The 25,721-nt window shown below is 42.4% G+C and carries 21 protein-coding genes and 1 pseudogene; 15 read left to right on the top strand and 7 right to left on the bottom strand.

Going from position 1 to position 25,721, the window contains the following annotated elements; all coding sequences use genetic code 11:
• Window positions 1-7 precede the first annotated feature (7 nt).
• Window positions 8-2,641, top strand: a complete 2,634-nt coding sequence (gene metH / locus AC5FX4_RS13330; RefSeq protein ID WP_493606857.1) for a methionine synthase — start codon at window positions 8-10, stop codon at window positions 2,639-2,641.
• A 73-nt stretch (window positions 2,642-2,714) separates the two neighbouring features.
• On the opposite strand, the gene AC5FX4_RS13325 is transcribed toward metH, so the two are convergent.
• From AC5FX4_RS13325 to AC5FX4_RS13310, 4 genes are all read right to left on the bottom strand, one after another.
• Window positions 2,715-3,257 carry an ABC transporter permease gene (locus AC5FX4_RS13325; RefSeq protein WP_493606856.1) on the bottom strand — a complete coding sequence of 181 codons (543 nt, stop codon included), beginning with the start codon at window positions 3,255-3,257 and terminating at the stop codon, window positions 2,715-2,717.
• Between the two features lie 9 nt (window positions 3,258-3,266).
• A complete protein-coding gene (locus tag AC5FX4_RS13320) occupies window positions 3,267-4,610 on the bottom strand; it encodes an ABC transporter permease (protein WP_493606855.1) in 1,344 nt (447 codons plus the stop codon).
• Between the two features lie 237 nt (window positions 4,611-4,847).
• Window positions 4,848-6,065, bottom strand: a complete 1,218-nt coding sequence (locus AC5FX4_RS13315) for an ABC transporter permease (RefSeq protein WP_493606854.1) — start codon at window positions 6,063-6,065, stop codon at window positions 4,848-4,850.
• Window positions 6,066-6,074: 9 nt separating this feature from the next.
• The gene (locus tag AC5FX4_RS13310) at window positions 6,075-7,418 is read right to left on the bottom strand and encodes an ABC transporter permease (RefSeq protein ID WP_493606853.1); all 1,344 of its coding nucleotides are present in this window, start codon (window positions 7,416-7,418) and stop codon (window positions 6,075-6,077) included.
• Window positions 7,419-7,739: 321 nt separating this feature from the next.
• Here AC5FX4_RS13310 and hrpB point away from each other — a divergent pair, with 321 nt between their 5' ends.
• Window positions 7,740-10,166 (top strand): ATP-dependent helicase HrpB, encoded by a 2,427-nt coding sequence (hrpB, locus tag AC5FX4_RS13305; RefSeq protein WP_493606852.1) that lies wholly within the window; start codon window positions 7,740-7,742, stop codon window positions 10,164-10,166.
• A gap of 18 nt (window positions 10,167-10,184) precedes the next feature.
• Here hrpB and AC5FX4_RS13300 read toward each other — a convergent pair whose 3' ends face one another.
• Together AC5FX4_RS13300 and AC5FX4_RS13295 are read right to left on the bottom strand one after the other, a co-directional pair.
• On the bottom strand, window positions 10,185-10,388 hold the full coding sequence (locus tag AC5FX4_RS13300) for a hypothetical protein (protein WP_493606851.1): 204 nt from the start codon (window positions 10,386-10,388) through the stop codon (window positions 10,185-10,187).
• 118 nt (window positions 10,389-10,506) lie between these two features.
• Entirely contained in the window at window positions 10,507-11,502 is a 996-nt protein-coding gene (locus tag AC5FX4_RS13295; RefSeq protein ID WP_493606850.1) for a LacI family DNA-binding transcriptional regulator, read from the bottom strand.
• 183 nt (window positions 11,503-11,685) lie between these two features.
• On the opposite strand from AC5FX4_RS13295, the gene AC5FX4_RS13290 reads away from it, so the two are divergent.
• Window positions 11,686-12,009 carry a hypothetical protein gene (locus tag AC5FX4_RS13290; RefSeq protein WP_493606849.1) on the top strand — a complete coding sequence of 108 codons (324 nt, stop codon included), beginning with the start codon at window positions 11,686-11,688 and terminating at the stop codon, window positions 12,007-12,009.
• Here the strand turns inward: AC5FX4_RS13290 and AC5FX4_RS13285 are convergent.
• Window positions 11,992-13,098, bottom strand: a pseudogene (locus AC5FX4_RS13285) (IS3 family transposase). The gene AC5FX4_RS13290 and the pseudogene AC5FX4_RS13285 sit on opposite strands and share 18 nt — an antisense overlap.
• 285 nt (window positions 13,099-13,383) lie before the next feature.
• Here AC5FX4_RS13285 and AC5FX4_RS13280 point away from each other — a divergent pair.
• The 12 genes from AC5FX4_RS13280 (at window position 13,384) to AC5FX4_RS13225 (ending at window position 25,654) form a co-directional block, all read left to right on the top strand.
• Window positions 13,384-13,536: a hypothetical protein gene (locus AC5FX4_RS13280; RefSeq protein ID WP_493606848.1), complete on the top strand. Its 153-nt coding sequence runs from the start codon at window positions 13,384-13,386 to the stop codon at window positions 13,534-13,536.
• Between the two features lie 137 nt (window positions 13,537-13,673).
• On the top strand, window positions 13,674-14,567 hold the full coding sequence (locus AC5FX4_RS13275; RefSeq protein WP_493606847.1) for a CPBP family intramembrane glutamic endopeptidase: 894 nt from the start codon (window positions 13,674-13,676) through the stop codon (window positions 14,565-14,567).
• A 1,172-nt stretch (window positions 14,568-15,739) separates the two neighbouring features.
• Window positions 15,740-17,356 carry an HAL/PAL/TAL family ammonia-lyase gene (locus tag AC5FX4_RS13270; protein ID WP_493606846.1) on the top strand — a complete coding sequence of 539 codons (1,617 nt, stop codon included), beginning with the start codon at window positions 15,740-15,742 and terminating at the stop codon, window positions 17,354-17,356.
• 57 nt (window positions 17,357-17,413) lie between these two features.
• Window positions 17,414-17,686: a phosphopantetheine-binding protein gene (locus tag AC5FX4_RS13265; protein WP_493606845.1), complete on the top strand. Its 273-nt coding sequence runs from the start codon at window positions 17,414-17,416 to the stop codon at window positions 17,684-17,686.
• Window positions 17,687-17,700: 14 nt separating this feature from the next.
• Window positions 17,701-18,180, top strand: a complete 480-nt coding sequence (locus AC5FX4_RS13260) for a MaoC family dehydratase (protein ID WP_493606844.1) — start codon at window positions 17,701-17,703, stop codon at window positions 18,178-18,180.
• The gene (locus tag AC5FX4_RS13255) at window positions 18,177-19,715 is read left to right on the top strand and encodes an AMP-binding protein (RefSeq protein ID WP_493606843.1); all 1,539 of its coding nucleotides are present in this window, start codon (window positions 18,177-18,179) and stop codon (window positions 19,713-19,715) included. Before AC5FX4_RS13260 ends, AC5FX4_RS13255 begins: the two co-directional genes overlap by 4 nt.
• On the top strand, window positions 19,702-21,954 hold the full coding sequence (locus AC5FX4_RS13250) for a beta-ketoacyl-[acyl-carrier-protein] synthase family protein (RefSeq protein WP_493606842.1): 2,253 nt from the start codon (window positions 19,702-19,704) through the stop codon (window positions 21,952-21,954). Before AC5FX4_RS13255 ends, AC5FX4_RS13250 begins: the two co-directional genes overlap by 14 nt.
• A complete protein-coding gene (locus AC5FX4_RS13245; protein ID WP_493606841.1) occupies window positions 21,938-22,711 on the top strand; it encodes an ABC transporter ATP-binding protein in 774 nt (257 codons plus the stop codon). Before AC5FX4_RS13250 ends, AC5FX4_RS13245 begins: the two co-directional genes overlap by 17 nt.
• Window positions 22,704-23,804 (top strand): ABC transporter permease, encoded by a 1,101-nt coding sequence (locus AC5FX4_RS13240; RefSeq protein ID WP_493606840.1) that lies wholly within the window; start codon window positions 22,704-22,706, stop codon window positions 23,802-23,804. The genes AC5FX4_RS13245 and AC5FX4_RS13240 overlap by 8 nt, the downstream gene beginning before the upstream one ends.
• The gene (gene fabZ / locus AC5FX4_RS13235; RefSeq protein ID WP_493606839.1) at window positions 23,801-24,220 is read left to right on the top strand and encodes a 3-hydroxyacyl-ACP dehydratase FabZ; all 420 of its coding nucleotides are present in this window, start codon (window positions 23,801-23,803) and stop codon (window positions 24,218-24,220) included. The genes AC5FX4_RS13240 and fabZ overlap by 4 nt, the downstream gene beginning before the upstream one ends.
• Window positions 24,213-24,932: an SDR family NAD(P)-dependent oxidoreductase gene (locus AC5FX4_RS13230; protein WP_493606838.1), complete on the top strand. Its 720-nt coding sequence runs from the start codon at window positions 24,213-24,215 to the stop codon at window positions 24,930-24,932. The genes fabZ and AC5FX4_RS13230 overlap by 8 nt, the downstream gene beginning before the upstream one ends.
• Entirely contained in the window at window positions 24,929-25,654 is a 726-nt protein-coding gene (locus AC5FX4_RS13225) for a Rossmann-fold NAD(P)-binding domain-containing protein (RefSeq protein ID WP_493606837.1), read from the top strand. The genes AC5FX4_RS13230 and AC5FX4_RS13225 overlap by 4 nt, the downstream gene beginning before the upstream one ends.
• Window positions 25,655-25,721 lie beyond the last annotated feature (67 nt).

Here is a 25,721-nt window from a genome sequence, read left to right as displayed (position 1 = left end):
GTATCTGATGACGCAACAATCTACCGCCATATTTACCAACGTGGGTGAACGCACCAACGTAACAGGCTCGGCTCGTTTTAAAAAGCTGATATTACAAGAAAACTACGAAGCTGCATTGGATATTGCGCGTAACCAAGTGGAAAATGGCGCGCAAGTCATCGACATCAACATGGATGAAGCCATGTTGGACTCAAAAGCGGCGATGGTAAAGTTTTTAAATCTCATTGCCTCTGAACCGGATATTTCCAAAGTGCCGATCATGGTTGATTCCTCCAAGTGGGAAGTGATCGAAGCGGGCCTTAAGTGTATTCAAGGCAAGGCCATTGTTAACTCTATCTCTTTGAAAGAAGGGGAAGCGCCTTTCATTCGCCAGGCAAAAATTATTAAGCGCTTCGGCGCTGCTGCGGTGGTGATGGCGTTTGACGAAGTCGGGCAAGCGGAAACGGCGCAGCGCAAATTCGAAATTTGTGAACGCTCGTACCGTATTTTGGTTGATCAAATCGGTTTTCCACCTGAAGACATTATTTTCGACCCCAATATTTTTGCAGTTGCGACGGGGATTGAAGAGCATGACAACTATGCGGTCGAATTTATCGAAGGCACGCGTCGTATAAAAGCTGGACTACCGCATTGTAAAGTGTCGGGTGGTGTGTCGAATGTGTCATTCTCATTTCGTGGTAATAACCCAGTTCGCGAAGCTATTCACTCAGTGTTCTTATATCACGCTATTCAAGCTGGCATGGACATGGGGATTGTAAATGCGGGTCAGCTGACCGTGTACGATGACATTCCTCAAGAGCTGCGCGAAGCGGTTGAAGATGTGATCCTCAACAAAGACTCGCAAGCGGGAGAGCGCTTGGTTGAGCTAGCACCCAAGTATTCAGGCATGGCACAAGCTGTCAAAGTGGAAGATTTAGAGTGGCGTAGTTGGCCTGTTGAAAAACGCTTAGAGCATGCACTTGTCAAAGGCATTACCGAATTTATCGAAGAAGACACCGAAGCGTGTCGTGCAAGCAAAGATAAGCCGATAGAAGTGATTGAAGGCCCACTCATGGATGGCATGAATGTGGTTGGTGATTTATTTGGCGCGGGTAAAATGTTTTTACCACAGGTAGTAAAGTCAGCGCGAGTAATGAAGCGCGCGGTTGCTTACCTTGACCCTTACATTGAAGCTGAAAAGCAAGCAGGGGAAACCAACGGCAAAATCATCATGGCCACAGTAAAAGGGGACGTGCATGACATTGGTAAAAATATCGTCGGCGTTGTGCTGCAATGTAACAACTACGAAGTGGTTGATCTGGGGGTGATGGTGCCTGCAGAGAAAATCCTGCAAACTGCCATCGATGAAAATGCGGATGTGATCGGTTTGTCTGGCCTCATCACGCCATCTCTTGATGAAATGGTACATGTTGCCAAAGAAATGAAGCGCCGAGGTTTTGAAATTCCCCTGTTGATAGGTGGCGCGACCACGTCAAAGGCACATACCGCAGTTAAAATTGAACCTCAGTATGATAAAGGCGTTGTTTATGTAAATAACGCCAGCCGCGCTGTTGGCGTGGTTTCAAACCTGCTGAGCAAAACGCAAAAGCCGGAATTTTTGGCTAAGACTGCTGCCGAGTACGAAAAAGTACGTGAGCAACAAGCGCGTAAAAAGCCTCGCTCCAAGCCGGTCACTTTGCAACGTGCGCGTGATAATGCAATCAAAATTGATTGGGATAATTACACGCCTCCGGTGCCAAAGAAATTAGGTGTTACAGAGTTTAAAGATGTAAGCATTAAAACCTTGCGTCAGTATATCGACTGGACGCCGTTTTTTATGACTTGGTCATTGGCTGGTAAATTCCCGCGTATTTTGGAAGATGAAATTGTCGGTGAACAGGCGAAGAGCTTATACGCTGATGCCAATGCGATGCTCGATGAGTTTGAAACAACGGGGGCCTTGCAGCCTTTAGGTGTCATTGGTTTATTCCCCGCAAACCGAGTAGGTGATGACATCGAGATTTATACCGATGAAAGCCGTACAGAGGTACTGGCCCTTTCTTGTCACTTGCGTCAACAGACCGAGAAAACAGACTTTCCAAATTACTGTTTAGCGGACTACGTTGCGCCAAAAGGTATAGCCGATTACTTTGGTGCATTTGCCGTCACTGGTGGACTTGAAGAAGATGACTTAGCGGACGCATTTGATACCAAGCATGATGATTATAATAAAATCATGGTTAAGGCGGTCGCAGATAGATTGGCCGAAGCATTTGCTGAGTATTTACACGAACAAGTTCGTAAGCAATATTGGGGCTATGCGCCACATGAAAACCTGAGTAATGAAGAACTTATTCGCGAAAACTACCAAGGTATTCGCCCGGCACCAGGCTACCCAGCTTGTCCTGAGCACACGGAAAAGAAAAAGATCTGGCAACTACTTAGTACAGAGCAACGTATTGGTATGAAGCTGACCAGTTCTTATGCCATGTGGCCCGGGGCTGCGGTATCTGGCTGGTATTTTTCACATCCTGATTCGAAGTATTACGCAGTTGCTGCAATTCAAAAAGATCAGGTGGAAGATTACGCAAAGCGTACCCATATGAGTTTGGAAGAGGCACAAAGGTGGCTGTCGCCGAACTTGGGCTACGAGCCGAGCTAATCGCTCGACTTTTATCCAAGGATAAGTTAAAAAAAAGAGCTTCCCGTGAAGCTCTTTTTTTAACTAAACAACTTTATGCGCTACGAGTTACTATCGCAGGAGAAACTTTAATCGCTTGATAAACCGGAAGCACAGTGGCAAATTGACTTATAAGCCACATGCATAATGCACCAAAAAACAAATAGCTGGTAGGCACTGAGTTGAGCCCTAATGTATCAATCAGATACATGTTCGTTATCACCGTCAATGCGATACCGATCGCAATGCCAATGCTACAAATAAGTAAGTTTTCCAACATAAAGAACCGTAAAACTTGCATTTTGTTTGCGCCAAGCGCGCGTCGGGTACCTATCTGCTTGCGTCTTGTAATGATTGAGAAGCGTACTTGTCCAAAGAGACCTAATGCGGTTGCTAGGCCAATGATCACAATCACAGCCCAGAGTATGCTCACCACAGCAGCATCGTTTTGATGTGCTTTATCACGTTGTTGTTTTTGCGCCAGCACAAAGGCTGTATTAATTAAAATGGTTAATGTCACTGAAATTTGTAACACGAGCAAAAATACCACACTTTTACGTTGCCTCAGCGATTTGAGAATGGGTAATAGGTCTTTCATCCTGAGGCCTTATAAGCTTTTTAATTGGCTAGATGGTTGTACTTGCATCGCTTTGTAAATAGGCCATAAGCCAAACAAACAAGTAGCCAACACTGACAGCGCAATCGTGCTTATCATGATGATGGCATTCATCTGTATAAAATTGGTATTAAGGAAGTGAAAAATGTTTCTTGCACCGAATAATCCAGCTTGTGCAAGCACTAAGCCAAGCACACCACCAAAAAAGCCAATTAGAGCCGTTTCACAGCCAAACTGAAGCGCAATATTTTGCTTATTTGCGCCTATGGCACGTCTTAACCCAACTTCGCTTCTTTTGTTATGAAACTTATTGATTAACAAACTCATACAGTTCAATAAACAAACGGCTAAAAAAGCAAATGCGAGCCATACTGCCATAGTGGAATTCTCTGGTACTACGCCTTCATAAAGCAGGTTTTCTGAAATGGTCCGTGTATTACTCGGCAGTGGTCTCGGAAAGCGACCCGCTTGTTTTTGCTGCGCATCGTAGTTATGCAGTAGTGCTGTGTAGTCATCTCTGTCTTGTGCACCCGTTAACTCTACCCATAAATCAATCCAGTGACATTCGGCTTGAAGGATCGTCTTGAAAGTAATTATGTCAGGCAATGTGGAGCAAAATGTTGGAAAATAGGGGCCGATATAAAGCTCCGATTTAATTTGTGTTTGAAAGGGTACGTATAAATCATATGGACGTCGATAAGAGTCTGCGGCATAACCGAAATATTTTGGGATGGGGTTCCACTCATCTAGTACACCAGAAATAGTAAACGTGTGTTTTCCAATCATCAGTTGTTGGCCAACAGAATTTTCCCCTGCATAAAGTACTTCATTTAAGTGTTTACTAATGACAACATCTAAGCCGCCTTGTGTATTAGCGCGATCTGTCCAAGGCGCGCCATACAAAAAGGGCGATTCAAACATGGAGAAAAAGTCGTTATTGATTGAATACATATACCGCATCTTGGCTTCATTGAGCGCTTGTGTCGTGGTTCGAACCAGATCTTTATGCGTTGCGACTGGTGTGTATGCGCTCACGAGGTTACTGTTGTCATGTAGCAAAGATAAGTTTACATAATCTTGGTAGGTCAAGACTGTGGGTGCTTGCTCTTCACCAAACCTTTCTTTGTATGGGCGACTTGCATTCCATGCGCTGAGGTATACTTTCACGACCGTGTCAGCTTTGTGTTCAAGTGGATGCTGAGACATCATATACGTTACAGTATAAGTGATCATAGAAGTCGCAATCCCAATAGCTATAATCAACATCATCAATGCACTAAGCATGGGAGTTGAACGAATACTTAGCCAAGCGAGCTTAATGTAATAGCGGATCATAGCTCCTCCATATAATGAGGCGTTTGACGGGAAAAATGCACAATTAGATTCCTTTTGTTAACTTCCGTGACAAGTTAGGATACATCAATTTAACCTATTTTGTCTCTATTTTTGTTACAAATTGTGCTAAGTTTGTGCAAAAAAACGTAATTGTAGGATTGATATTATTCGGCTTTTCTATGGTGTGGTGTTTATACCTTGGCGCTGTATGAAAAGCACCGAGGTATCTGGCGTTAGTTAGGCGCTTCGGGTCACAATTGCGGGTGATACTCTACTGGCTTGATATACAGGTTGCATGGTTGCTAGTTGACTAATTAGCCACATACAGACTGCACCAATGATTAAATAACTTACAGGTACTGGGCTTACTGATAATGTGTTAACTAAGTAGACGTTAGTCATGATTGAAAGCGCGATACCCACTAACACACCCACGCTGCTAACCAAAAAGCTTTCCAGCATAAAAAAGCGTAAAATCTGTAGTTTACTTGCGCCCAGAGCTCGACGCGTTCCAATTTGTTTACGTCGAGTAATGATAGAAAAGCGCACTTGGGCAAAAATCCCTAAAGCGGTTGCGATACTGATGATGCTCATCATGACCATTAAAATGACCACAACGGCTGAGTCGTTTTCATGTGCAGTTTGTCGAATTTGTTCAAAAGAGCGCATTTGATCGACCCACCTGCCCGGTGTTTTCATCAGTAACTCGGTGACATCTTGCATGGCTTGCTCACGCATTCCCGGTTTTGCACGAACAATGATCTTGGGTTCCTCTGCGAGGAAATTCGCATTGGTGACAATGCCATACCAATGGTTTTCCCACCAACTCCAACCACTGCTAGGAAACTGATAAGCAACACCGCGCACAGTAAATGCGTTGCCAGAAGCGTAGATTATTTTACCAACTGCTTGTCGCCAGTCATCAGGAAAGAGTTTTTGTGCTAATGCTTGGGATATCACAAGCGAGTTTTGTCCCATACGGTTTTCGCTCATGTGGGCGTAATAAAAGACTTCATTTTCCGTAAACCAGTCACCAGCTAGGAGTTGAATATCCCACGTGTCTTTCATATCGTAGCCGCCCCAGTGGCTAGCAGCTCGTACTATAACTTCGTCCGGATTGGGTGGTAGGCTGATGTTTTCCGTTCCCCCACGCTGAGAATATGGAATACTCGAGGTGTTCGTTGCATTATGCACACTTGAAAGAGACTTAATTGCTGCCAGATCTTGCTTTAACAAAGCTTCTAGTTCCGACGATTTACCCTGTAGGTTCATGATAAAACTGAATGTATCTGATTCAGCAATGCCACTATCAGCCGTTACGCGTTCTTGTTTTTGTTGCAGCATAAAGGCGGTATTTATCAAGATAGTGAGAGTGACCGAAATTTGAAGTATGAGTAGCAGTGCTGCGCCTTTACGTTGTTTCAGTGATTTTAAAATAGGTAATAGGTCTTTCATCCTTGGATCCTACAAGTTCTTTAACTGGCTAGAAGGTTGTACTTGTACCGCTTTATATATAGGCCAAAGACCGAATAAGCAAGTTGTAAATACCGCTAAAAGAATGGTGGCAATAATGAGTATTGCGTTCATTTGTATAAAACTGGTATTGAGAAAGTTGAAAATTCCTCTTGCACTTAATAACCCGAGTTGTGTAAGTAACAAACCAAATACACCACCCACAAACCCGATTAGTGCGGTTTCACAGCCAAACTGTAGCGCGATCTGTTGTTTACTTGCGCCAATTGCTCTTCTTAAACCTACTTCGTTCTTTTTATTATGAAATTTGTTGATTAATAAGCTCATACAGTTCAACAAGCAAACGATTAAAAAGGCAAAAGAGAGCCAAACCGCCATTTTGGAATGTTCAGGTATGGCCCCGCCGTATATCAAAACTTCTTCAATATTACGTGCCTTGCTGTGCACTGGGCGAGGAAAACGGCCTGCTTGCTTTTGCTGATTATCGTAGTCATGTAGCAGGCTTGTATATGCACCACGGTCACTGCCATTTTCAAGTTCCACCCACATGTTAATCCATAAGCATTCTGATTTTAAAATAGTCTGAAACGTGATTTCATCGGGGTAACTTGGGCAATATGTTGGAAAGTAAGGCAAAATGTAAAGCGGTATATTGATTTGAGTTTGGAATGGAACATAGAGATCATGAGGCCGTTGATATGCATAGCTTGCGTAATCAAAGTACTTGGGAATGGGGTTCCAATCATCTAAAACGCCAGAAATGGTAAAAGTATGTGCACCGATCAACAATGGGTTGCCTACAGAGTTTTCACCATAAAACAATATTTCATTAAGCTGTTTACTGATCACGACATTGAGATCACCACGTATGTCGGCTTCATCCGTCCAAGGTGCACCATACAAAAAAGGTGTGTCGAACATTGAAAAAAATGCATTGCTGATGGTGTACATGTAACGCATTTGTGCGTCGACTTTTGGCTGAGAAGGCGTTCTGACCAAATCTTTATGTGATGCAATGGGAGTTTGTGCTTTAACAAAGCCACTGCTTTTGTTTACTGCGGATAAATTGACATAGTCTTGGTAGGTGATTATATCTGGGGCCTCTTCGCGGCCTTTTTTTTCAACGTAGGGGCGACTAGCATTCCACGCACTTAGATACACCTTCATGAGTGTATCCGCTTTATGCTCTAGCGGATGTTTAGACATCATGTATGTAACAGTGTAAGTGATCATGGATGTAGCAATACCAATGGCAATAATTAACACCATTAATGAGCTAAGCATCGGCGTAGAGCGTGTACTCAACCATGCCAGCTTAAAATAATATCGAACCATTGTTTTCCTTCAGAGATATGAATATAGGCCGCGAGATAGAAAATGCTCGATAACGCAAAAAGCCTTTTATTTTTGATTCCTTTACCTTTTAGGATACATGAAGTTAACTCCGCTTGTCTTTAGAAATTTTACAAAAAAGTAACGTAGTATACATTTTGATGTCAGTTGGTTATTTAACGCTCTACCTTTATGAAAGAGCTAATACTTTTAAAGGTCAGTGCGTTAACTACCGTTGAGTGATTGGTTAGCGCAAAATCGCGCTTAATGAGAAACCTAGAGCATGTTAGAATCACAAAAACCGCTGTAATTAGAGTCAATTCTGTGCTGCCCATACAATCTGTATACCCTCAACTCATTCATGAATTTCAAAACAATAGTACGGTATTGTTGCAAGCCCCCCCAGGTGCGGGTAAATCCACATGGTTGCCTTTGCAGTTAATGCGAGATAACCACTTTAAACGTATTGTGATGCTAGAACCTCGTCGGCTTGCAGCGCGCAATATCGCCCGTTTTTTGGCGCAGCAGCAAAATGAAGCATTAGGGCAGAGTGTTGGCTTGCGTGTTCGCAATGAGGTGCAGGTTTCTGAGCATACGAGGTTGGAGATTGTCACCGAGGGTGTACTTACCCGTATGTTACAAAGTGATCCTGAACTAACGGGTATTGATTTAATTATATTTGATGAGTTTCATGAACGTTCGCTCGCAGCTGATACCGCCCTTGCATTTGCATTAGAAAGCCAAGCCGCATTTCGTGAAGATTTACGTATTTTGGTTATGTCAGCAACGCTAGACACCGAACGTTATCAACAATTTTTGTCCTGCCCAGTGGTAAGTTCACAAGGTAAAAGCTTTACAGTGGATGAGATATATCATCCGTTGCATGATGAAAGCAAGTGGTTAGATGCCTTGCCTAGTTTAACGTTAGAAGCCTTATCGAAACAGCATGGTAGTGTGCTGGTGTTTTTGCCTGGACAAAGAGAAATCACTTACCTCTATCAACAACTACAACACAAAGTGTCTGATGATGTGGATCTGGTCACTTTGTTTGGAGAACAAGATAAGCGTGTGCAACAGGCCGCAATTGCACCTCCAATGGCAGGTCGGCGTAAGGTGGTATTGACCACCAATGTGGCTGAAACGTCATTGACGATAGAAGGGATCCGTGTCGTTATTGATAGCGGAAAACGACGTGCGGCAGTGTTTAATATCAAAACAGGGATTACCGAGCTGACGACCGTGTCAATTTCACGCTCATCAGCGGTTCAAAGAGCAGGTCGAGCGGGACGAATTGAAGAGGGTGTCGTCTATCGATTAGGCTCAAAAGCCCAGTTTGAAAGGCGCTGCCAACATGATGTGCCAGAGATTCTAAGTAGTGACATTAGTAGCTTACTGCTAGAGGCTAAAGTGTGGGGAACCGACATTGACGAATTGCCTCTTTTAGATAAGCCTAGCCCTATCGCTGTAAAACAAGCACTAACGTTACTTAAGCAACTAGAAGCGATTGACGAGCTAGGGAAAATAACTCCCTTAGGCAAAAAAATGCAAGCTTTTGGTACAGAGCCAAGATTGGCACATATGTTAATTAAAGCTCAGCGCTTAGACGCGCAATTACCCGGAATTCTACCGCTAGCATGTTATTTTGTGGCGCTGATTGAAAGTCGAGTGAAAAGTGCGCCCGAGCTAAGAGTTGCGCTACAAAGCCAATGTGAAAGGCCGCATGCAAGCTTCACTCAGTCACTTTCTTCTTGGTTTAAACGTATGCGAGTCAGCGCGCCAAAAGCGCTAGCGTGCGAATATATTTCTATTCTTGTTGCACTTGCTTTTCCTGATAGGCTTGCTAAACGTCGTGGTAATGGCTTTGTCTTAGCGAATGGTGCAGGGGCTGATAGCCATGAAGACTACTGGTTGGACAGTAACTACCTTGCAATTGCGACGCTTGGCGGCCATAAAGGGCAGCGTATTTTCAGTGCAACAGAGCTGGATATCGCTTTAATTGGCGATTATTTACCGCATTTATTGAATGAGCAAGAAGTCTGCGAATTTGATGAAAAAATTGGGCGATTTGTGCAAGAGTGTCGAACGGTGATTGGCGCTTTGATTATTGACGCTAAACCAAGTAAAAAAGCGCTTGATGTTATAGCTCGAACATCAGCGTGGTTAGGGTTATTGCAAAAACAAGGCTTTAAACTTTTTGAGCAGTTTTCAAATGTAGAGCAATTGCTTACGCGAATGAGTTTAGCATGTCGTTTTTATCCAAAAGAGTTTTCATCACTTGAAGAGAGCGCTTTATTAGCGAGTGTGGAACAATGGTTGTCACCCTATTTAAATGAGGTAAAACAACTCGCTCAACTTAAAAAGCTGGATTTGCATCCAGCGCTACTGAGTAATCTAGATTGGTCACAACAACAACGTCTGGATGAGATATTGCCTACGCGTATTCAGGTTCCCAGTGGCTCAAACATTAAAATTCATTATCAACTAGATGGCCCCGCAAAGTTGTCAGTCAAAATGCAAGAGGTATATGGAATGACACAAACGCCCATGTTGTGCAATGGTCAGCTCCCTTTGCTTATGGAGCTATTATCCCCTGCACAAAGGCCATTACAGTTAACCCAAGATCTCGCCAACTTCTGGCAAACAAGCTACAAAGAAGTGCAAAAAGAGATGAAAGGGCGCTACCCCAAACATTTTTGGCCGGACGATCCAAGCACCGCACAGGCTACTAATAAAGTAAAAAGTCGTATGTAGCATTAGGTTAAGGAGAACTTAGAACACATATTTGGCTCTGATGTAAAAGGTTGAGCCTAAAAACGCAGCGCTATATGCACCAATCGAGTTTGTATTACCTGCAGTACGCATTGTTCGGCGAGGCTTGGTATTAAATACATTGTTGACGCCAATTGAGTACTCAAGGCTATCTGAAGCAAGATAATTTAAATTAAGATTAGAATACGAAAAATAATCTAACATTTTGAAAAAAGTGGTTTTTTATTTAGAAATGGTAGCCTAATGCGTTGGGGGGAGGGAGCCTAAACGTGGGTATGCAACTGGACGCAAAATATTGCTGCAGTCCAGTTATATTACTGCATTATGATGCGCGTTCGATTAGCTCAATAGGGACCTGTTGTATGCCATCTTGGATATTGTTTTTGAGAATATAGCAAACCGCTTTTGCAATATCGTCAGCATTTATTTTTACGGTACTTAAAGGAATACTCATCAACTTGGAGTCATCCAAATCATCAAAGCCGACTACACCTATGTCTGCGCCTGGCTTTAAGCCCTGCTCAGATAAAAATTCGATAACGCCATAGGCGACTACATCGTTGAAGCACATCACAGACTCGACATTGGGAACTTGAGCTAAACATTCAGACATAGCCATGCGTCCACCATGCCTATTCGTAGCGCTATTAAATACCCAACTCTGTATGTCATCTCGCTCTGAAATGGCTTTATTGAATCCACTTAATCGTTGGTGATAATCAGAGATTGACGCATCACCGCCAATAAAAGCAATGTGCTTATGGCCTCGGTTAATGAGAGATTGCGTTGCTTGATATGCGCCTAACTCATTGTCGGGTAATACACACGGTACTTGGCTGTTGGTCACTTGTCGCATAATACTCACAACTTGCGTTTGTGGCTTTTGCAATTGATTTAACCAACTGGCTTGGGTATTTGGAGTCGGACAGATGATAAAAGCGCGTACTCTGTATTCTTGTAGTTTTGAAACGATTTGAGTTTGCGTGAGCGCATTTTCGCTCGTGTTTACCAATGTGGCCATAAAGCCTAATTCACGGATATGCTTTTCAAGCGCTACGGCCAGTTTTGCTGAATATGGGTTAGTTAAGTCGTTAATAACAATGGCCACTAAATCCGATGACTTACTGCGCATTGCTGCGGCTTCTCGATTGTATACGTAACCCGTCTCTTGAATTGCCTTGAGTACCTTTTCTTTTGCACGTGTACTGGCTTTATCACTGCCTCTTAGAACCAGCGATACGGTTGATTTTGATACGCCAGCAACTCGCGCAACATCGTGTACTGTAACGGTTTGGTTGTTATGATTGTTCTTGTTCAAAGTGATGCTTTCTATAAAGGGTTGGCAAAGGTTGATGAAATTAAAATTGTGTAAATTTCATCTCAACAACTTGTATTGTAACAAATCGTTAAGTATCTTCAAAAGAAATGATTCGGAACGTTCCATATCGCAGTGAAGTAAAAGAGGTTCATAATGAAAATAACAAGCCATAGGTAGAAGAGCGTGAAACGTTTACCCCACTCGCTGTTTGCGGGAAGCATAATGATGCTGGTGACGTCCCAAGTTTTAGCAAATACACAATATGTCGACCCATTTATTGGCACTAAAGGACCATTTGATCACCGTCAAGCAGCTAATGTGCTTCCCGGTGCGGTTTTGCCATTTGGCATGTTTAACTTTGGGTCTGAACATGCGTATACACAGTCATTGCTCAGTGAAAGTGAGCGAATGAGCAAGCTTATCAATGACGAGAACAAGCGTGTACCAGTTTCTCCTGGTGGGTATAACTGGCAAGTGTCCACTTCCCCGTCAGTGAGACACCTGTAAACTAGAGTTTTCTAACTTTGCTCGGTAAGCTGCTGACGGCAGGTCGCCGAGACTTTCATGTGTACGTTCTTCGTTGTAATCTAATCGCCAGAGCCACACCATTTCTTTCACTTGATTGAGTGTTTCAAACAAGTAAGCATCTAAAAACTCTCGTCTAAATGAGCCATTAAACCGTTCAACAATCCCGTTTTGCTGCGGCTTGCCAGGCTGGATATAAACTAATTCGATGTTATGCGCTTCGCACCAATCTGTTAAATGCGCTGAGATTAATTCAGGCCCGTTATCTACTCGAATTTGTTTCGGTAAACTGCGCTCTGCTTTGAGTTGTTCAAGTGTTCGAACAATCCGTTCCGCTGGCAGCGAAGTATCTACTTCAATAGCCAAACACTCCCGAGTGCCTTCATCAACAATATTGAGCGTTCTGAATCGTTTTCCGCAGTATAAAGAATCATGCATAAAATTTAAGGCCCATTGCTGATTAGCTTGAGCTATTACTTCTAACGGCAGTGGGACTCGTTTTTGCAACACGCGTTTCACTCTGTGCTTTAGTTCAAACCCATTTGGTAATACACAAGATATAAGCGCTTATGGTTACACGGATAACCTTTAAAACGAAGACGACTATAGTATTTCCAGATTCTAGCTGTGGGGGCTTTTTAAATTCTTGCATTGATGGCATCAATGACAGCTGCGTCAGCCTTTCGTAAGTCTCGTTGTGGGCGGTAGTAGGTAGCATGGCCAATACCTACAAACTTACACGCTTTCAAAATACTTAAACCCGCTTTAACTAATTCACTGACGCAACTTCGCTTCTGCGCTGTCACCAACCTTTTTTGCGAATAATTCCTTAATCGCATGGTTCGCTAGGCTGACATCTGCGTACATCTTTTTAAGCTTGGCATTCTCTTCTTCAAGCTCTTTCAGGCGCTTAACATCCGACGCTTCCATGCCGCCATATTTGGCTTTTCAGTTGTAATATGTGGCGCTACTTATCCTATGCTTGCGGCACACTTCTTCAACTTTCATACCCGCATCTGTTTCTTTAAGCACAGTGATGATCTGAGATTCTGTAAAACGTGACTTTTTCATTGTTGTCTCCTGTTTGTGATATTACAGAAAACTCTAATTAAACATGTCTCATGTTAAGGGAAGTGGACACATTGTTGAATTGTCTAGCGCTGTCATTTTGTTCAATATGATAAATTTTCAATATAATAAATGACTTATAAATCAGTGTGCTAAAGAGTTGGGTTTACTTGACATGGTTTCATTGCTTGCATTGTGTACATTTTATGAACACAGTGATGTGCAGGTAAGGCGTTATTCGCTTTATCTGTTAAAGAATATAATCATAACTGAACAACAGGAAACAACATGAAACTCAATAAAGTACAGCTAAAAAAGCTAAACAATAATAAAAACTTAACTGAAAATCAGACACGTCAAATTGCGGGTGCAGCTTATACCAAAGATTATGGTGCGTGTTACACAGCCCCCGTATTTTGCCCAACTGCAACTATTTGCTAAAAGGCAATAGCCCAGTTTAGGCTGGGCCACTTATAAATAAAAAGCCTACAACTAGTCGATTTGTTCGAAGTACAATAAGAAAAAACAACAAGTTTGCATATGAATCGTGCAAATACCTGCCAAGAGTTAATTTCGATATGAATTCGACATTTGAACTATTCGGTTTGACGCTAACGCTCAAAACGGTTGTTACTTTCTTCCCCGCTTTTTTCGCGCTATTTGCGATCACGTTCGCAAAACGGCATGTATCTTTATTTTTGACTTTCTGCTCGGTCTTGCTTGCGCTTTACTTCGAATTGATAGAGGGAGTGGCGCTTTTTAGCATTATGGGTTTATTTATAGTCTGTATTGGATTTGCTCGTGCCGAACACAAAGTGGCTAAGGTTATGACCGGTATCGGGATCTTTGTGCTGTCAGTTTTGCTATTTATCCATGTCGCCCCGGGTTTTAACAACCCATTGATAGTAGAATCTTATCAGGTGAGTAGCGGGGCAGTGCCATATTCGAAACACCTTAATTTCGATAAGTTGTTAGTTGCTTTAGCATTACTTTGTTTGGTCGTACCTTTGAAAAAGGTGAGTATAAACCAACACAAAACCAAAATATTCGCCGTGATAGCTGCGACCTATGTCATAGGGTTTTCAAGCGGCGTGCACTTTGGCTTAGTGCAATGGGATATGAAGCTCAGTCCGATTTTGTTTAGCTGGATACTGACTAACTTGTTTATTACCTGTTATGCGGAAGAGGCATTTTTTAGAGGGTTTATACAAGTTCAATTACAAAACATGTTGACTCGTTTTCCATATGGTAATGTGGTTGTAGTTATCTCTTCAGGCGTCTTATTTGGTCTTGCCCATTTGCCCGGTGGTATGGCCTACACGTTCATTGCATCCATGCTGGGTATTGGTTGCGCCTACAGCTACCAAAAAACACACAATATTTTTGTGCCAATATTAGTGCATTTTGTCTTTAACTTTATTCATTTCTGCTTTTTTACTTATCCGTTCTTAACGCAAGCTCAAGCTACTTAACAAATGAAAGGGTGCAATAGTAAGGTTTAAGCCAATTATGGGCATTGTGCTTTACTTACACCTCGTTTTTAGCCAAGTCTTCATTTGTTTGTTCCATTCACCTTCGCATATGCAAACTTGCCTAATCAATCCATTGTGTTCATTCGCTGCATTGCTCTACTTGTATTATGTGGCGAAGAACACGTAAAAGGCGCTTTAAACAATGTCGCATTATAGGAAGAGTTGAAGGGGGTTTCGAGTATGGCGTATGTGTCAGAATTCTAATCCAACCTGGTCGTAAAATAGGGAAATAAAGCGATAGCAGATAACATAAAGCACCTATTTATTGAGTTTTTATTCTATTTTATGACAGTGTGGAAAACACAAAAATAATGAAAATCTAGCCTGTCACTTAAATTTAATTGTTGCATATGACGGTGTTTTATATGCGTGTTCTAGTATGTGAAAAATCGATAAAACTAAATAATTAGTCTTTTTTCTATTTGAGCATAACGCCACCGGTATTAAATGTAATTTAACCTTAATATTTAAGTGTTAGAGATAATCTTTTTTGTTTCAAGTTCGCTCAAAGAGTGGCCAGTTCTAACTTTGCTTCAATCAGCTTCAACTTCGCATTAAAAAAGCAATCGTCCTTGGTTGTTATTATGCTGTATTTTATGAGATTTTTCATATCGCATGTTATTTTCTCTGAACTGACTAGCATTTTTCGAGTTTTTACTCTCCAGTGTCATTATTTTGAAATGCATTATATTTTTATCCTATTTGTTTTGATAATTGGTTTGTTTACAACGAATAAGCTGACTTAAACTGAAGTGTAATTCAAACTTCACATTGGTTGCGAAGTTGTTAACTATTATGATTTAAGCCCTTTCTTTTCAGTTGTTTTTTGCATTAACATGTTTATGAAAATAATCATATGCGCTATTGATTCGAGAAATATAATAGTGTAAAAATCTCTCCGTACATTAATTGGGTAAAATGTGATCTATGGGCGTGCTGAAGCTATTAATATTCAATGGCTTTTGTTCCTTCGGTTTTTCTTTTTTTATTACTTTAGGTTTAAATGTTTTTATAGATTTTTTATTTTTTTCGATTAATTGCATTTTAATGTTGGCTGTAATTTTTTAGTCATAAAAATCCGTTATTTAAAATTTTTAAAGGAAGAAGTGAAGATGAGTAATGAGCTCTCATGTTCGGAATCAAAAGTAGATTCTGAAATTAAAGTTGAATCAACGATAGATATAGATTTAATAAGTCAACTAACACTGGAAGATATAAAAAAGTTTGTTTCCGAAAATTTTCCAAAAGTGCAGTTGAATGGAGAAGTTCATAAATCACTTATCGAAAGTAACCGCCGTTATATTGATAAGCGCATAGAAGACAGAGAAGATATTTACGGTGTTACAACTGGATTTGGTAACTCAGCAAGTAACCGTATTTCTCCCGCTTTATCCGAAGAGTTACAAAAGAACTTGATGGCTTACCATGGCTGTGGTGTAGGCGATTACCTAAGTGAAGTGGATTGTGCTGTAACCCTATTGATCCGTTTAAATTGTAATGCGCGTGGTTACTCAGGTGTAAGCTGGGAACTACTTAAGCAGATGGAGTTATTTTTACAGCATAAAATTTTCCCTGCAATTCCTGCCATGGGATCGGTCGGTGCAAGCGGTGATTTGACACCACTATCATATATTGGTGCGGCGCTAAATGGGCAAAGAGAGGTTTACTACCAAGGTGTTGTTAGACCTACTGCGGAAGTTTTTGAAGAACTGAATATCAAACCTTATACGCTTAAAGCAAAAGAGGGTTTGGCAATTATGAACGGCACTTCAGTGATGAGCGCGATTGCAGCCAATGCCATCAATGAAGTAGAAAAAGCCATTGATATTTCATGTAAGCTTATTGCTTTGTTTGTTGAACTGATTGATGGCAGAGCATCACCATTTCATCCAAAAGTACATGAATTAAAACCGCATCAAGGTCAAAGATATTGTGCTGATTTAATCTACAAACGCTTATCCGATCCAGAACAAAGATTAGGCCGCAGACAAAGAACGGAAGATTCATTTGAGCACGGCATGAAAGAGCAGTTCCGTCTGCAAGATAGCTACTCAATTCGTTGTTCACCGCAGGTACTAGGCTCATTGGTTGATACCCTAAACTGGGCTAAGTCAGTGTTACAAGTTGAAATTAACTCTGTAAATGATAACCCGCTTATCGATCATGAAAGCGACCTAATTCTAAACGCAGGCCATTTCTATGGTGGTCACGTAGCGGCTATTTGTGACGCGCTTAAGCCTCAGGTAGCCAATATGGGCGCTTTGTTGGAACGTGAATTAGGCATTTTAGTGGACGACAGACTCAATGGCGGCATTCCAAATAACCTAGTGGCAGTGGACGACTTGGGTAATAAAGCGTGGATCCATCATGGCTTTAAAGCCATGCAGATCAGTGCGTCAGCCTTGGTAGCAGAGGCACTTAAACAATCGAATCCTATGTCAGTGTTTTCACGCACAACCGAGGCGTTAAACCAAGACATCGTTAGCATGGGTACCATCGCTGCACGGGATCTTAAAAATATCATGTCACTTATCAAGTCGGTGATCGCAATTCAAGCCATGGCAATTCGTCAAGCTTATTATGTTTTCGATAAAGATAAGTCAGCAGAAAAGCTCAATGGGTTATCTCGTCCATTCTTCGATTCACTAACATCTCAATTTAATCCAGTTATTGAAGATAGAGCGATGGATAAAGAAATTAAGCAAATGGTTGATTATTTATTTAATTAGTTTCTCTAAAAATAAATACAAATAAACATTAAGTCGGAAAAGATAAAAGGAATAATAATGAACACTATCGAAGATATTATCGCATTCATCAAACATGACATTTTAGTTGAAGAGCTAGAAGTTGCGGATTCAGTAGAAGAAATTGATGAGCACGCTGAACTTGTTGGTGCTGGATTAAACTTAGATAGCATTGAGCTATTAGACTTAGTTGCTGCAGTAGAGAAAAAATACCAGCTTAAGTTTAAAGACTTTCCAAGTGACTTAGTCAAGCAAAAAATGGCGTCAATTCACACGCTAAGTGAATTCGTTTCTGAACAAGTAGCTGCATAAAAGTAGATTGCAATATGACGCTCTACACGGCTGGTAAAACATTTAGAGAGATCAGCGAAGGAGATTGTGCTGTGCATAGCAAAACAATCTCCGAATCTGATGTTTACAACTTCGCGGGAATAACGGGTGATTTTAACCCGTTACACGTGGATCGTATTTTTGCTCAGAAAATGGGGATGAAAGACCGGATAGCCCACGCAGGGATAGCGCCAGCCATGATAGCGCAAGTCATCGGCATGAAGCTTCCTGGGGTTGGCTCAATCGTCACCAAGTTGAGCATTGAGAATCATGAACCCCTGTATATCGGAGATACTGTTTATGCCCACGTAAAGGTGGCGCAAAAACTAGAAAATCGACAAGTTCGCTTAGCCATCACTATCTTGAATCAGCATCAAGTGTTGATCTGTAGTGGTGAGGTTGATGTTTTGCCACCCAAAGCATCATTCAAAAAGCGTGTCGCAGAAATAGATTTGAAGGAATCGGTAAATCTATGAATGAGTTTGAAGATTTAACCGCTCGGGTTCGTAAGCAAATATTACTGTCTGTTGAACTAGAACCTTCTGAAATCGAAGGGTTACAAAACCAAGATGACTTAATGGGTAGTCCTTTATTTCTTGATTCAGTTGATTTATTGCAAGTTTATTCGGATTGCCAAAGGCTATTCCACGTTACTTTCAATAATGCTGAGTATACCGGTAAGCATACGGTCGATCAGATAGTTCAGCGTATTACGCAAAGTCAAAATAATACGCTGCCTATTAATGACAATGGTTTTTTCTATTCACCGAACAACGACATTTATAGTTTGCAGCAGTTTGAACAAACCATTGCACAGCTGAAACAACGTTTAGTTGACGCAGACTTGGATCGTCACTTACCGGTCAGAGTGTTAGACAGTGAGCCGGTGAAAATGATGATCCTTGCATCGGCCTTGTTATTGTCTGGATACACCCCTTTGATCAGTGCGCAGCCTAGCGGCGAGAACGCGATTAGTTTCGATGTTTTGATGGCTATGCAAAGCGTGGATGAGCAAGGTGCAACGGCTGATAGTTTGTTAGCTCAATTGGAACGTCTTGCAAGCGATAGCATCATAGCGTTTGAAACATCGGGCAGTACAGGCAAGCCCGTGGTGATCCATAAATCAGTATCGAGCATGTTGCGTGAAGTAACTGAAATTGCCCAATTACTTGAACTAGGCTCACTCGATTTAATTGATGCATATGTATCACCTGTGCACATGTATGGATTTATTTGGTGCTTTTTACTGCCACTTAAACTCAGTTGTGCGGTGATGTATCAGTCAAACACGCAGCTTCGTACCATACCTAGCAACCATGCTCGGGTGATGGCGGTGATCGTGCCGACCATATGGCAAAGTCTTTCGAGCGCGTTATCCCGTCAATATGCTTATGTTGTGAGTTCTGGTGGCAAATTCGGCGAACAAAGAGACGAAGAATTTGCACGTTTAGTACAACAAGGTTCGTTATCTTTGCTGGGTATTGACGTACTGGGTAGTACTGAGACAGGCGCTATGGGTTATCGCTTTATTGGCGATGCACAAAGTAATGTCTATCACTTGTTGCCCACAGTTGCTCTTCAGCAAATTGGTGAAGGCTTTGCTATCCAATCCGCGTTTTTACCCTATGGCACCGATACCGTTAGCTTAGATGACCACATAGAAATTTTATCGGACAAGCAAATTAAACACTTAGGTCGTAAAGACAATATTTTTAAATTCAAGGGCAAACGTTACTCGCTCAAAGCGGTAGAAGACAAACTAAATCAATTATTCCCGGGTTGTGCGCTGCGTGTTTACTTCATAGAAGAAGAAAACAATAAGCGTGGCGGCGAGCTAGTCGCGTTTGTTGCAAAAGCACAAGACAGCTTTGCGGTAACCCAAGATATTAAAAATTTATTTCAAGACTTACCCATCCCAACCATTGAGTTTTTAGAAGCGCTACCAACCAACGCGATGGGGAAGGTCACACTGCAAGGTTTACAGGAGAAGGTAAAAAATGCCCGAGTTTAACTCACAGGTTGTGATAACCGGATACGGAGTGATTTCTTCGTGTGGAGATAATGCACAAGCCTTGTACCAATCAATGCAATCACAACAATCAGGAATTCAATCATTAGATTGCTTTGATGTAACTGGATTGCCAAGTGATAAGGCTGGGATCGTCAGATCTATTCGGGAAAAGTGTGCAGCAGAGCGCGACAACTTACCCGATTTTTCAACTTTATTTGCCATTGAAGCGATAGAAGAAGCGCTCAAAGCGGCGAATGTTTCAAAACAGTCTTTGGCGAATAAGCGCGTTGCTTTGTGTGTTGGTAATGCCAATACCGGCATGGAAAAGCTAGAACGAGGCGTGATCGACGGTCATCTAGAAGCGCTTCAACAATATCCAGCGCACCAACAAAGTGACAACATTGCCAAACATTTTGGCATTGTCGGCCCTGTTTTGACGTTTACCACAGCGTGTACATCAAGCAGCAGTGCAATTGGTTTTGCAAAGCAGTTGCTAGATGAAGGCACGGTCGATCTTGTGATCGCAGGTGGTACAGACGCCCTAGCAAAAACAATTTATGCTGGATTTCACTCGTTACAGTCCGTCGCTGAAGGCGTGTGTTCACCGTACGATGTGAAAATGGGTTTAAGTTTAGGTGAAGGTGCAGGCTTCCTTGTGCTTGAAAACCACGCCCATGCAACTGAGCGAGGTGCGTCAATTGTGATGCAATTGGCAGGCACGGCATCAAGTTTAGATGCCCATCATGCAACCGCACCAGAACCGAATGGTGCTGGGGTAACACGCTCGTTCACCACGGCGCTTGCCCATAGTGATGTATTGCCTACACAGTTGGACTACATCAATACTCATGGCACAGGTACACCTGCGAACGACTCCGCTGAACTGTGCGGTATTTTTGCATCCCTTGCAGGGCGCGACAAAGCATCATTGCCCGTTTCAAGTTCAAAATCGTATTTTGGTCATACGCTAGGGGCCGCGGGGGCGATTGAGTTTATCTCGGCACTGGTTGCCATTGAGCATGATGAAATTCCATCAACACTCAATGGCGAAGGTATTCGTGAAGATTGCTTGGGCTATGACATTGTCGTTAATGGCTTGAAAAAGCATCCGGTAGGTTGCTTTGCTGCCACAAACTCGGCATTTGGTGGTCATAACACCACGTTACTTGCGCGCAAGGACGTGAAAGACATTGCAATCGAGGCGAAGCAAAAAGTGTACGTGTTGAGCTTTGCGAACATCGCTGATAAGGCAGGGTATTCAAGCGCCGCACAAGACGCACAGTTAACGTACGAAGATGCGTTTTCACTGAATGCATTTCAACCAAGCCTGTTTAGAAGACGCATGAGTACGATAGGACAATATGCAATTGGCGCTTCACATCTTGCATTTTGCGCCGCCGATGTTGATTACACCGATGAACAAAAAAACCCGATTGGTGCGTATTTTGGTACCAGCACGGGCGCGTCTCAGGTGCAACAACGCAACTTGAGCGACTTAGTTGAGCGTGGCCCAAGCGGAGTAAAAAGCACGTTATTCCCAGATACTGTGTTAAATGCGCCCTTGGGCAATTTGGCAGTTGCATTTGATTTAAATGGCTGTTCAGCAAACTTCAGTGACTTAGGCAATGAAGGCATGCATGGCCTATGGCACGCATATACGGATTTAGGTGAAAACAAAATTTCTTGCGCCCTTGTCAGCAGTTCGGAAGATAAAAGCGAGACATCCGATCAACTATGGCAACAATTTAACGTTGCAGACGAACGTTTAGAATCCAACGCAAATGCCATGTTAGTGGTGAATGAAGGCGATCCTCGCAGTGCTCGCGCGTTGGCGCAGCTGAGCCACTTTAATGCGGGTCGCTGGGTTTACGATGAAGGCCAACAACAGTGGCAATGTCATGCACTGATTGACTACTCGCTGGTACCCGATGTGGTTGTACTTGCCATGGTAGATACCAGCTTGTTTGACCAATATGCCGAATCGTTAAAGCGTCAATTTGCCAATGTCGAAGTGCTTAACTTTAGGCAAATCAAGCAATCAGGGCTGGGTTGTCAAAGTTTGGATGCAGTCGGTGTGGCAACTGCGCTGGTCTCAAATAAGCCTGTTATGGGCAAACAAATCGACCTATCAGTAAAAGATCCTCAAACAGTGTTAGTCATGAGCGTGAATGTTCAACAAAGCGCATCAGTATGTGTTGTATCTAAGATAAAAGGGAATACCCATGTCAGTGATCATTGATGTTGTAGATCTGAAAAAGTCATATGACAAAAATGCAGTCAACGTATTGAAAGGTTTATCTTTTCAAGTGAAAAAAGGGCAGTGTTTTGGACTGTTAGGACCAAATGGCGCAGGCAAATCAACGACCTTGGAAATTCTCCAAGGCCTTAAAAAGCCTACATCAGGCAAGGTCTCACTATTTGGTTTGGAGTGGAAAAGCAACGAAAAGCAGATCAGAAAGAAAATTGGTGGCTTGATGCAAGCAAATAGCTTGTATGGCCGAACAACCATCAAAGAAGCGGTACGACTGTTTGCCAGCTTTTATAAAGATCCGATGGATGTTGATGAGTTAATCGGGCGATTTGGCTTAAGTGATCACGCCAATGCTTGGTTGGATAACTTAAGTGGTGGTCAAAGACAGCGGGTTTTTCTTGCCATGACGATTGTCGGTAAGCCGGAACTTATCTTTTTAGATGAGCCAACAACGGGTCTCGATCCAACCAGTCGTCAAAGCTTTTGGGAAATCATTAAAACACTCAAAAATGAAGGCATGACCGTTATTTTAACCACCCATTACATGGATGAAGCGGACTATTTATGTGATGAGTTATTGATCATTGAAAAAGGGCAGATCATTGAGTCTGGTACACCGGACGCCATCATTCACCGTACCTTTTCGGATCCAGTTATACGCGAGCCGCGCAAAGCAACGCTAAACGATGTGTTTTTGAAGCTGACGGGTCAAGATATTATCAAACAGGAACAAGCACATGCCTAACATACTTACCAGAAAACCATTTTGGCAACTTATGTTACTTAACATCAGGCCATTTTTTCGCGAGCCAGCAACGTTGTTTTGGACCTTTGGATTTCCGGTCTTTATGGCATTGTTGTTGGTGCAGGCATTCTCTGGCGAAAAACCACTAGAGTCGATTAACTTAGCCGTTGTTGATGCTGCGCAAATTGATGAGCAATGGTATCAATCAATCGAGAAAGATAAAAAAATCAACTTGCTAACGATTGAAGATCCACAGTTGATTGAAAAGCTGACGGAACATACGCAACAGCCAGACTCTGAGTTGGCACCGGGCAGTGCTTTAAAATCAATTTTATCAAGCCACAGCAACGTGTTGATCTTAACCCCAGAAGGGCTGTTTTCAACCCGCAATAGCCATGAGCAAGCCATTGCATTTAGTTATGTGACGGCACTTAAAAATAAAGACGATCATGACTCGTACATTGATGGCGTGGTATCGCTGGAAGGCTTCAGGTATATCGATTGGTTGATCCCCGGCATTATCGTGCTACAGATCATTGGTATTGGTATTACGTCCATTTCAAATGGACTTGTGTCTGACCGCCAGCAAGGCTTTTTTAAACGACTGAAGCTATCGCCGTTTAATCGCTTAGATTATGTGATTGGTATTGTTTTTGCTCGAGTATTTCTGCTGGTGTTCCAGTTAGTTGCGCTATTTATTACCTTTTATTTTCTATTTGGTTATCAGCCACTTGGTAACTGGCTGAACATTTTAACCGTGTTGTTATTGGGTTCTATTGTACTGTGCTTATTGGGTGTTTTGGTTGGTGCCCGCAGCCAAAAAGTGGAAGTGGCTACCGGCATTTCAAACTTGTTGTATTTTCCGCTGATGTTCTTATCTGGCATTTACTTTGATACCTCTAACTTCCCTCAAGCCATCCAAAGTGTTGTGCAATTTCTACCGTCAACAGCGTTTTTAGATGCATTTCGTTTAACTGCAAACCAAGGCGCTTCGCTTGCTGAGGTGAGCATGCAGCTTAACACCCTAATTGGTTTTGCACTGGCATTATTGGTGCTGATTTACTTCCTATTTGATTGGGGAGATGAAAAATGATTTCACCCAATAATTTACCGCATAAGCCGCCATTTAAGTTTGTTGACAACATCGTAGAGGTTCAGGAAAACGAGTACATCGTCGCGCAAAAGTTTATTGGCTACAACGAACCCGGATTGGAAGGTCACTTTCCCGATGAGCCAATTTTTCCGGGGGTGTTGATACTAGAAGCAATGGCACAAGCCAGTGGTTTGTGTATCACAGGAAAAACCAAAGGGGTGATAGCGGGCATCGATAAAGTGAAGTTTCTCACGCCTGTTTTACCGGGGCAAATTTTAGAAATTCGCTCAAACGTGGATGTGTCTTTGGGTGAGCTGGTGAAATTTAAAGTGACGGCGTTTGTTAATAACGAACAAGTTGCGTCGGCTGTGATAGCAATCAGGTACTTGCAAAGTGTAGGAGCCGCTCATGTTTAAAAACAAAGTGGTGATTGTAACGGGGTGCTCCAAAGGCATAGGCGAAGAAATTTGCCTGCAATATTTGCTGCAAGGCGCAAAGGTGTATGGCGTTGCGCGTTCGCCGGTCACTGAGCTGTTATCTGTACATGAAAATTTCACTTGGCTGCAAGGCTCTGTGAGTGATGAAGGTTTTGTCACCGATAGCATCGAGAGTATCCAACACCAACATCAACGCATTGACGTACTCGTAAATAATGCCGGCATTAACCACGATGGTCTCGTACAGTTGTTGGCACTTGAAGATTGGCGAAAAGTGTTACGTACCAACTTAAAAGGTACGTTCAATTTTTGCCAACAAGTGTTACCTACTTTTAAGACGCAGCAGTTTGGACGCATTGTCAACATGGTGTCCAAAAGTGGTGTGACGGGCCGTGAGGGGCAGCTTAATTATGCAACTTCAAAAGGCGCGATTATTGGGCTTACACGCAGTATTGCCAGAGAATACGGCCAATACAATATTATCTGTAATGCCATTGCGCCCGGCTTGGTTGAAACACAAATGGTGGATAACGCTGAGCAGTCAATCATTGCCCCCATTCTTGAGTGTACCAGTGTAAAACGTATGGCGCAGTGCAGTGAAATTGCCTGCGCTGTATTGCACTTAACCGCTGAGGAACCCAGCTACCAAAATGGTGAAGTTATTCACTTAGATGGAGGGTTTTTAATATGAGCCATACACAAACACTTATCGTGCTCCAAGCGAGCAGCGATTTCGATCAAGCATTGATCAATTTCTATCTTGAGGCGGGTAATTCAGTCGTGCTCGTTGAACCAAGTGAGCAGCTAAAGCAACACAATGCGGCTTTGCCTATGTTTGATTTAGCGCAGTTGCAAGAGATGGCACAAACGCAAAACCCAACATTCGCGCAAGCACTAGAGGCTTTAAATATTGATGTTGAAAGTACGCCTTTGCTGTTAGTGCAAGGCGTGCTTGAGGCAAACGAACACGCTTTGTTTGAAGGCGCGCAATGTATTGAAAACACCATGGCTTACCTCGATAGTGTGTTTTTAATTTACCAATCGCTCGCTGGCTTTATGAGAGATGTTGGATGCAATGTGGTTTTTCCTCTGCATTCCGACAGTTCACATTATCTGGGTCACGCGGTAAACACGGTTGCAAACCACGCTTTGAATTCGTTTATGAAAACACTCGCCAAAGAGCTAACAAGCGACAAGGTATTCATCAATGCGGTGACTATTCCCTATCTGGCTAAGGATGAAAAAATGCGCAAAACAATGCGCAGAGATCTAAAGCGCTCAGTGTTTGGTATGCGTCCTACCGTGTTTTTGGAGCAGCAGTTGATAGCGTTTATTGCCGACTTTAGTAAACACAACAAGATGATGACAGCGCAATGTTTGACCTTATCTCCAAACACTGAAATTACCGTTTAACGCCATATGAACACACATCGTATTTCATTGTGAAGTTTGGTACAGGTAGCAAAAAATAGAAGAAATG

Source organism: Pseudoalteromonas sp. ATL1, assembly GCF_058933015.1.
The sequence above is the reverse complement of the archived record's forward strand: the minus strand, read 5'-3'. Positions and strand labels throughout refer to the sequence as shown.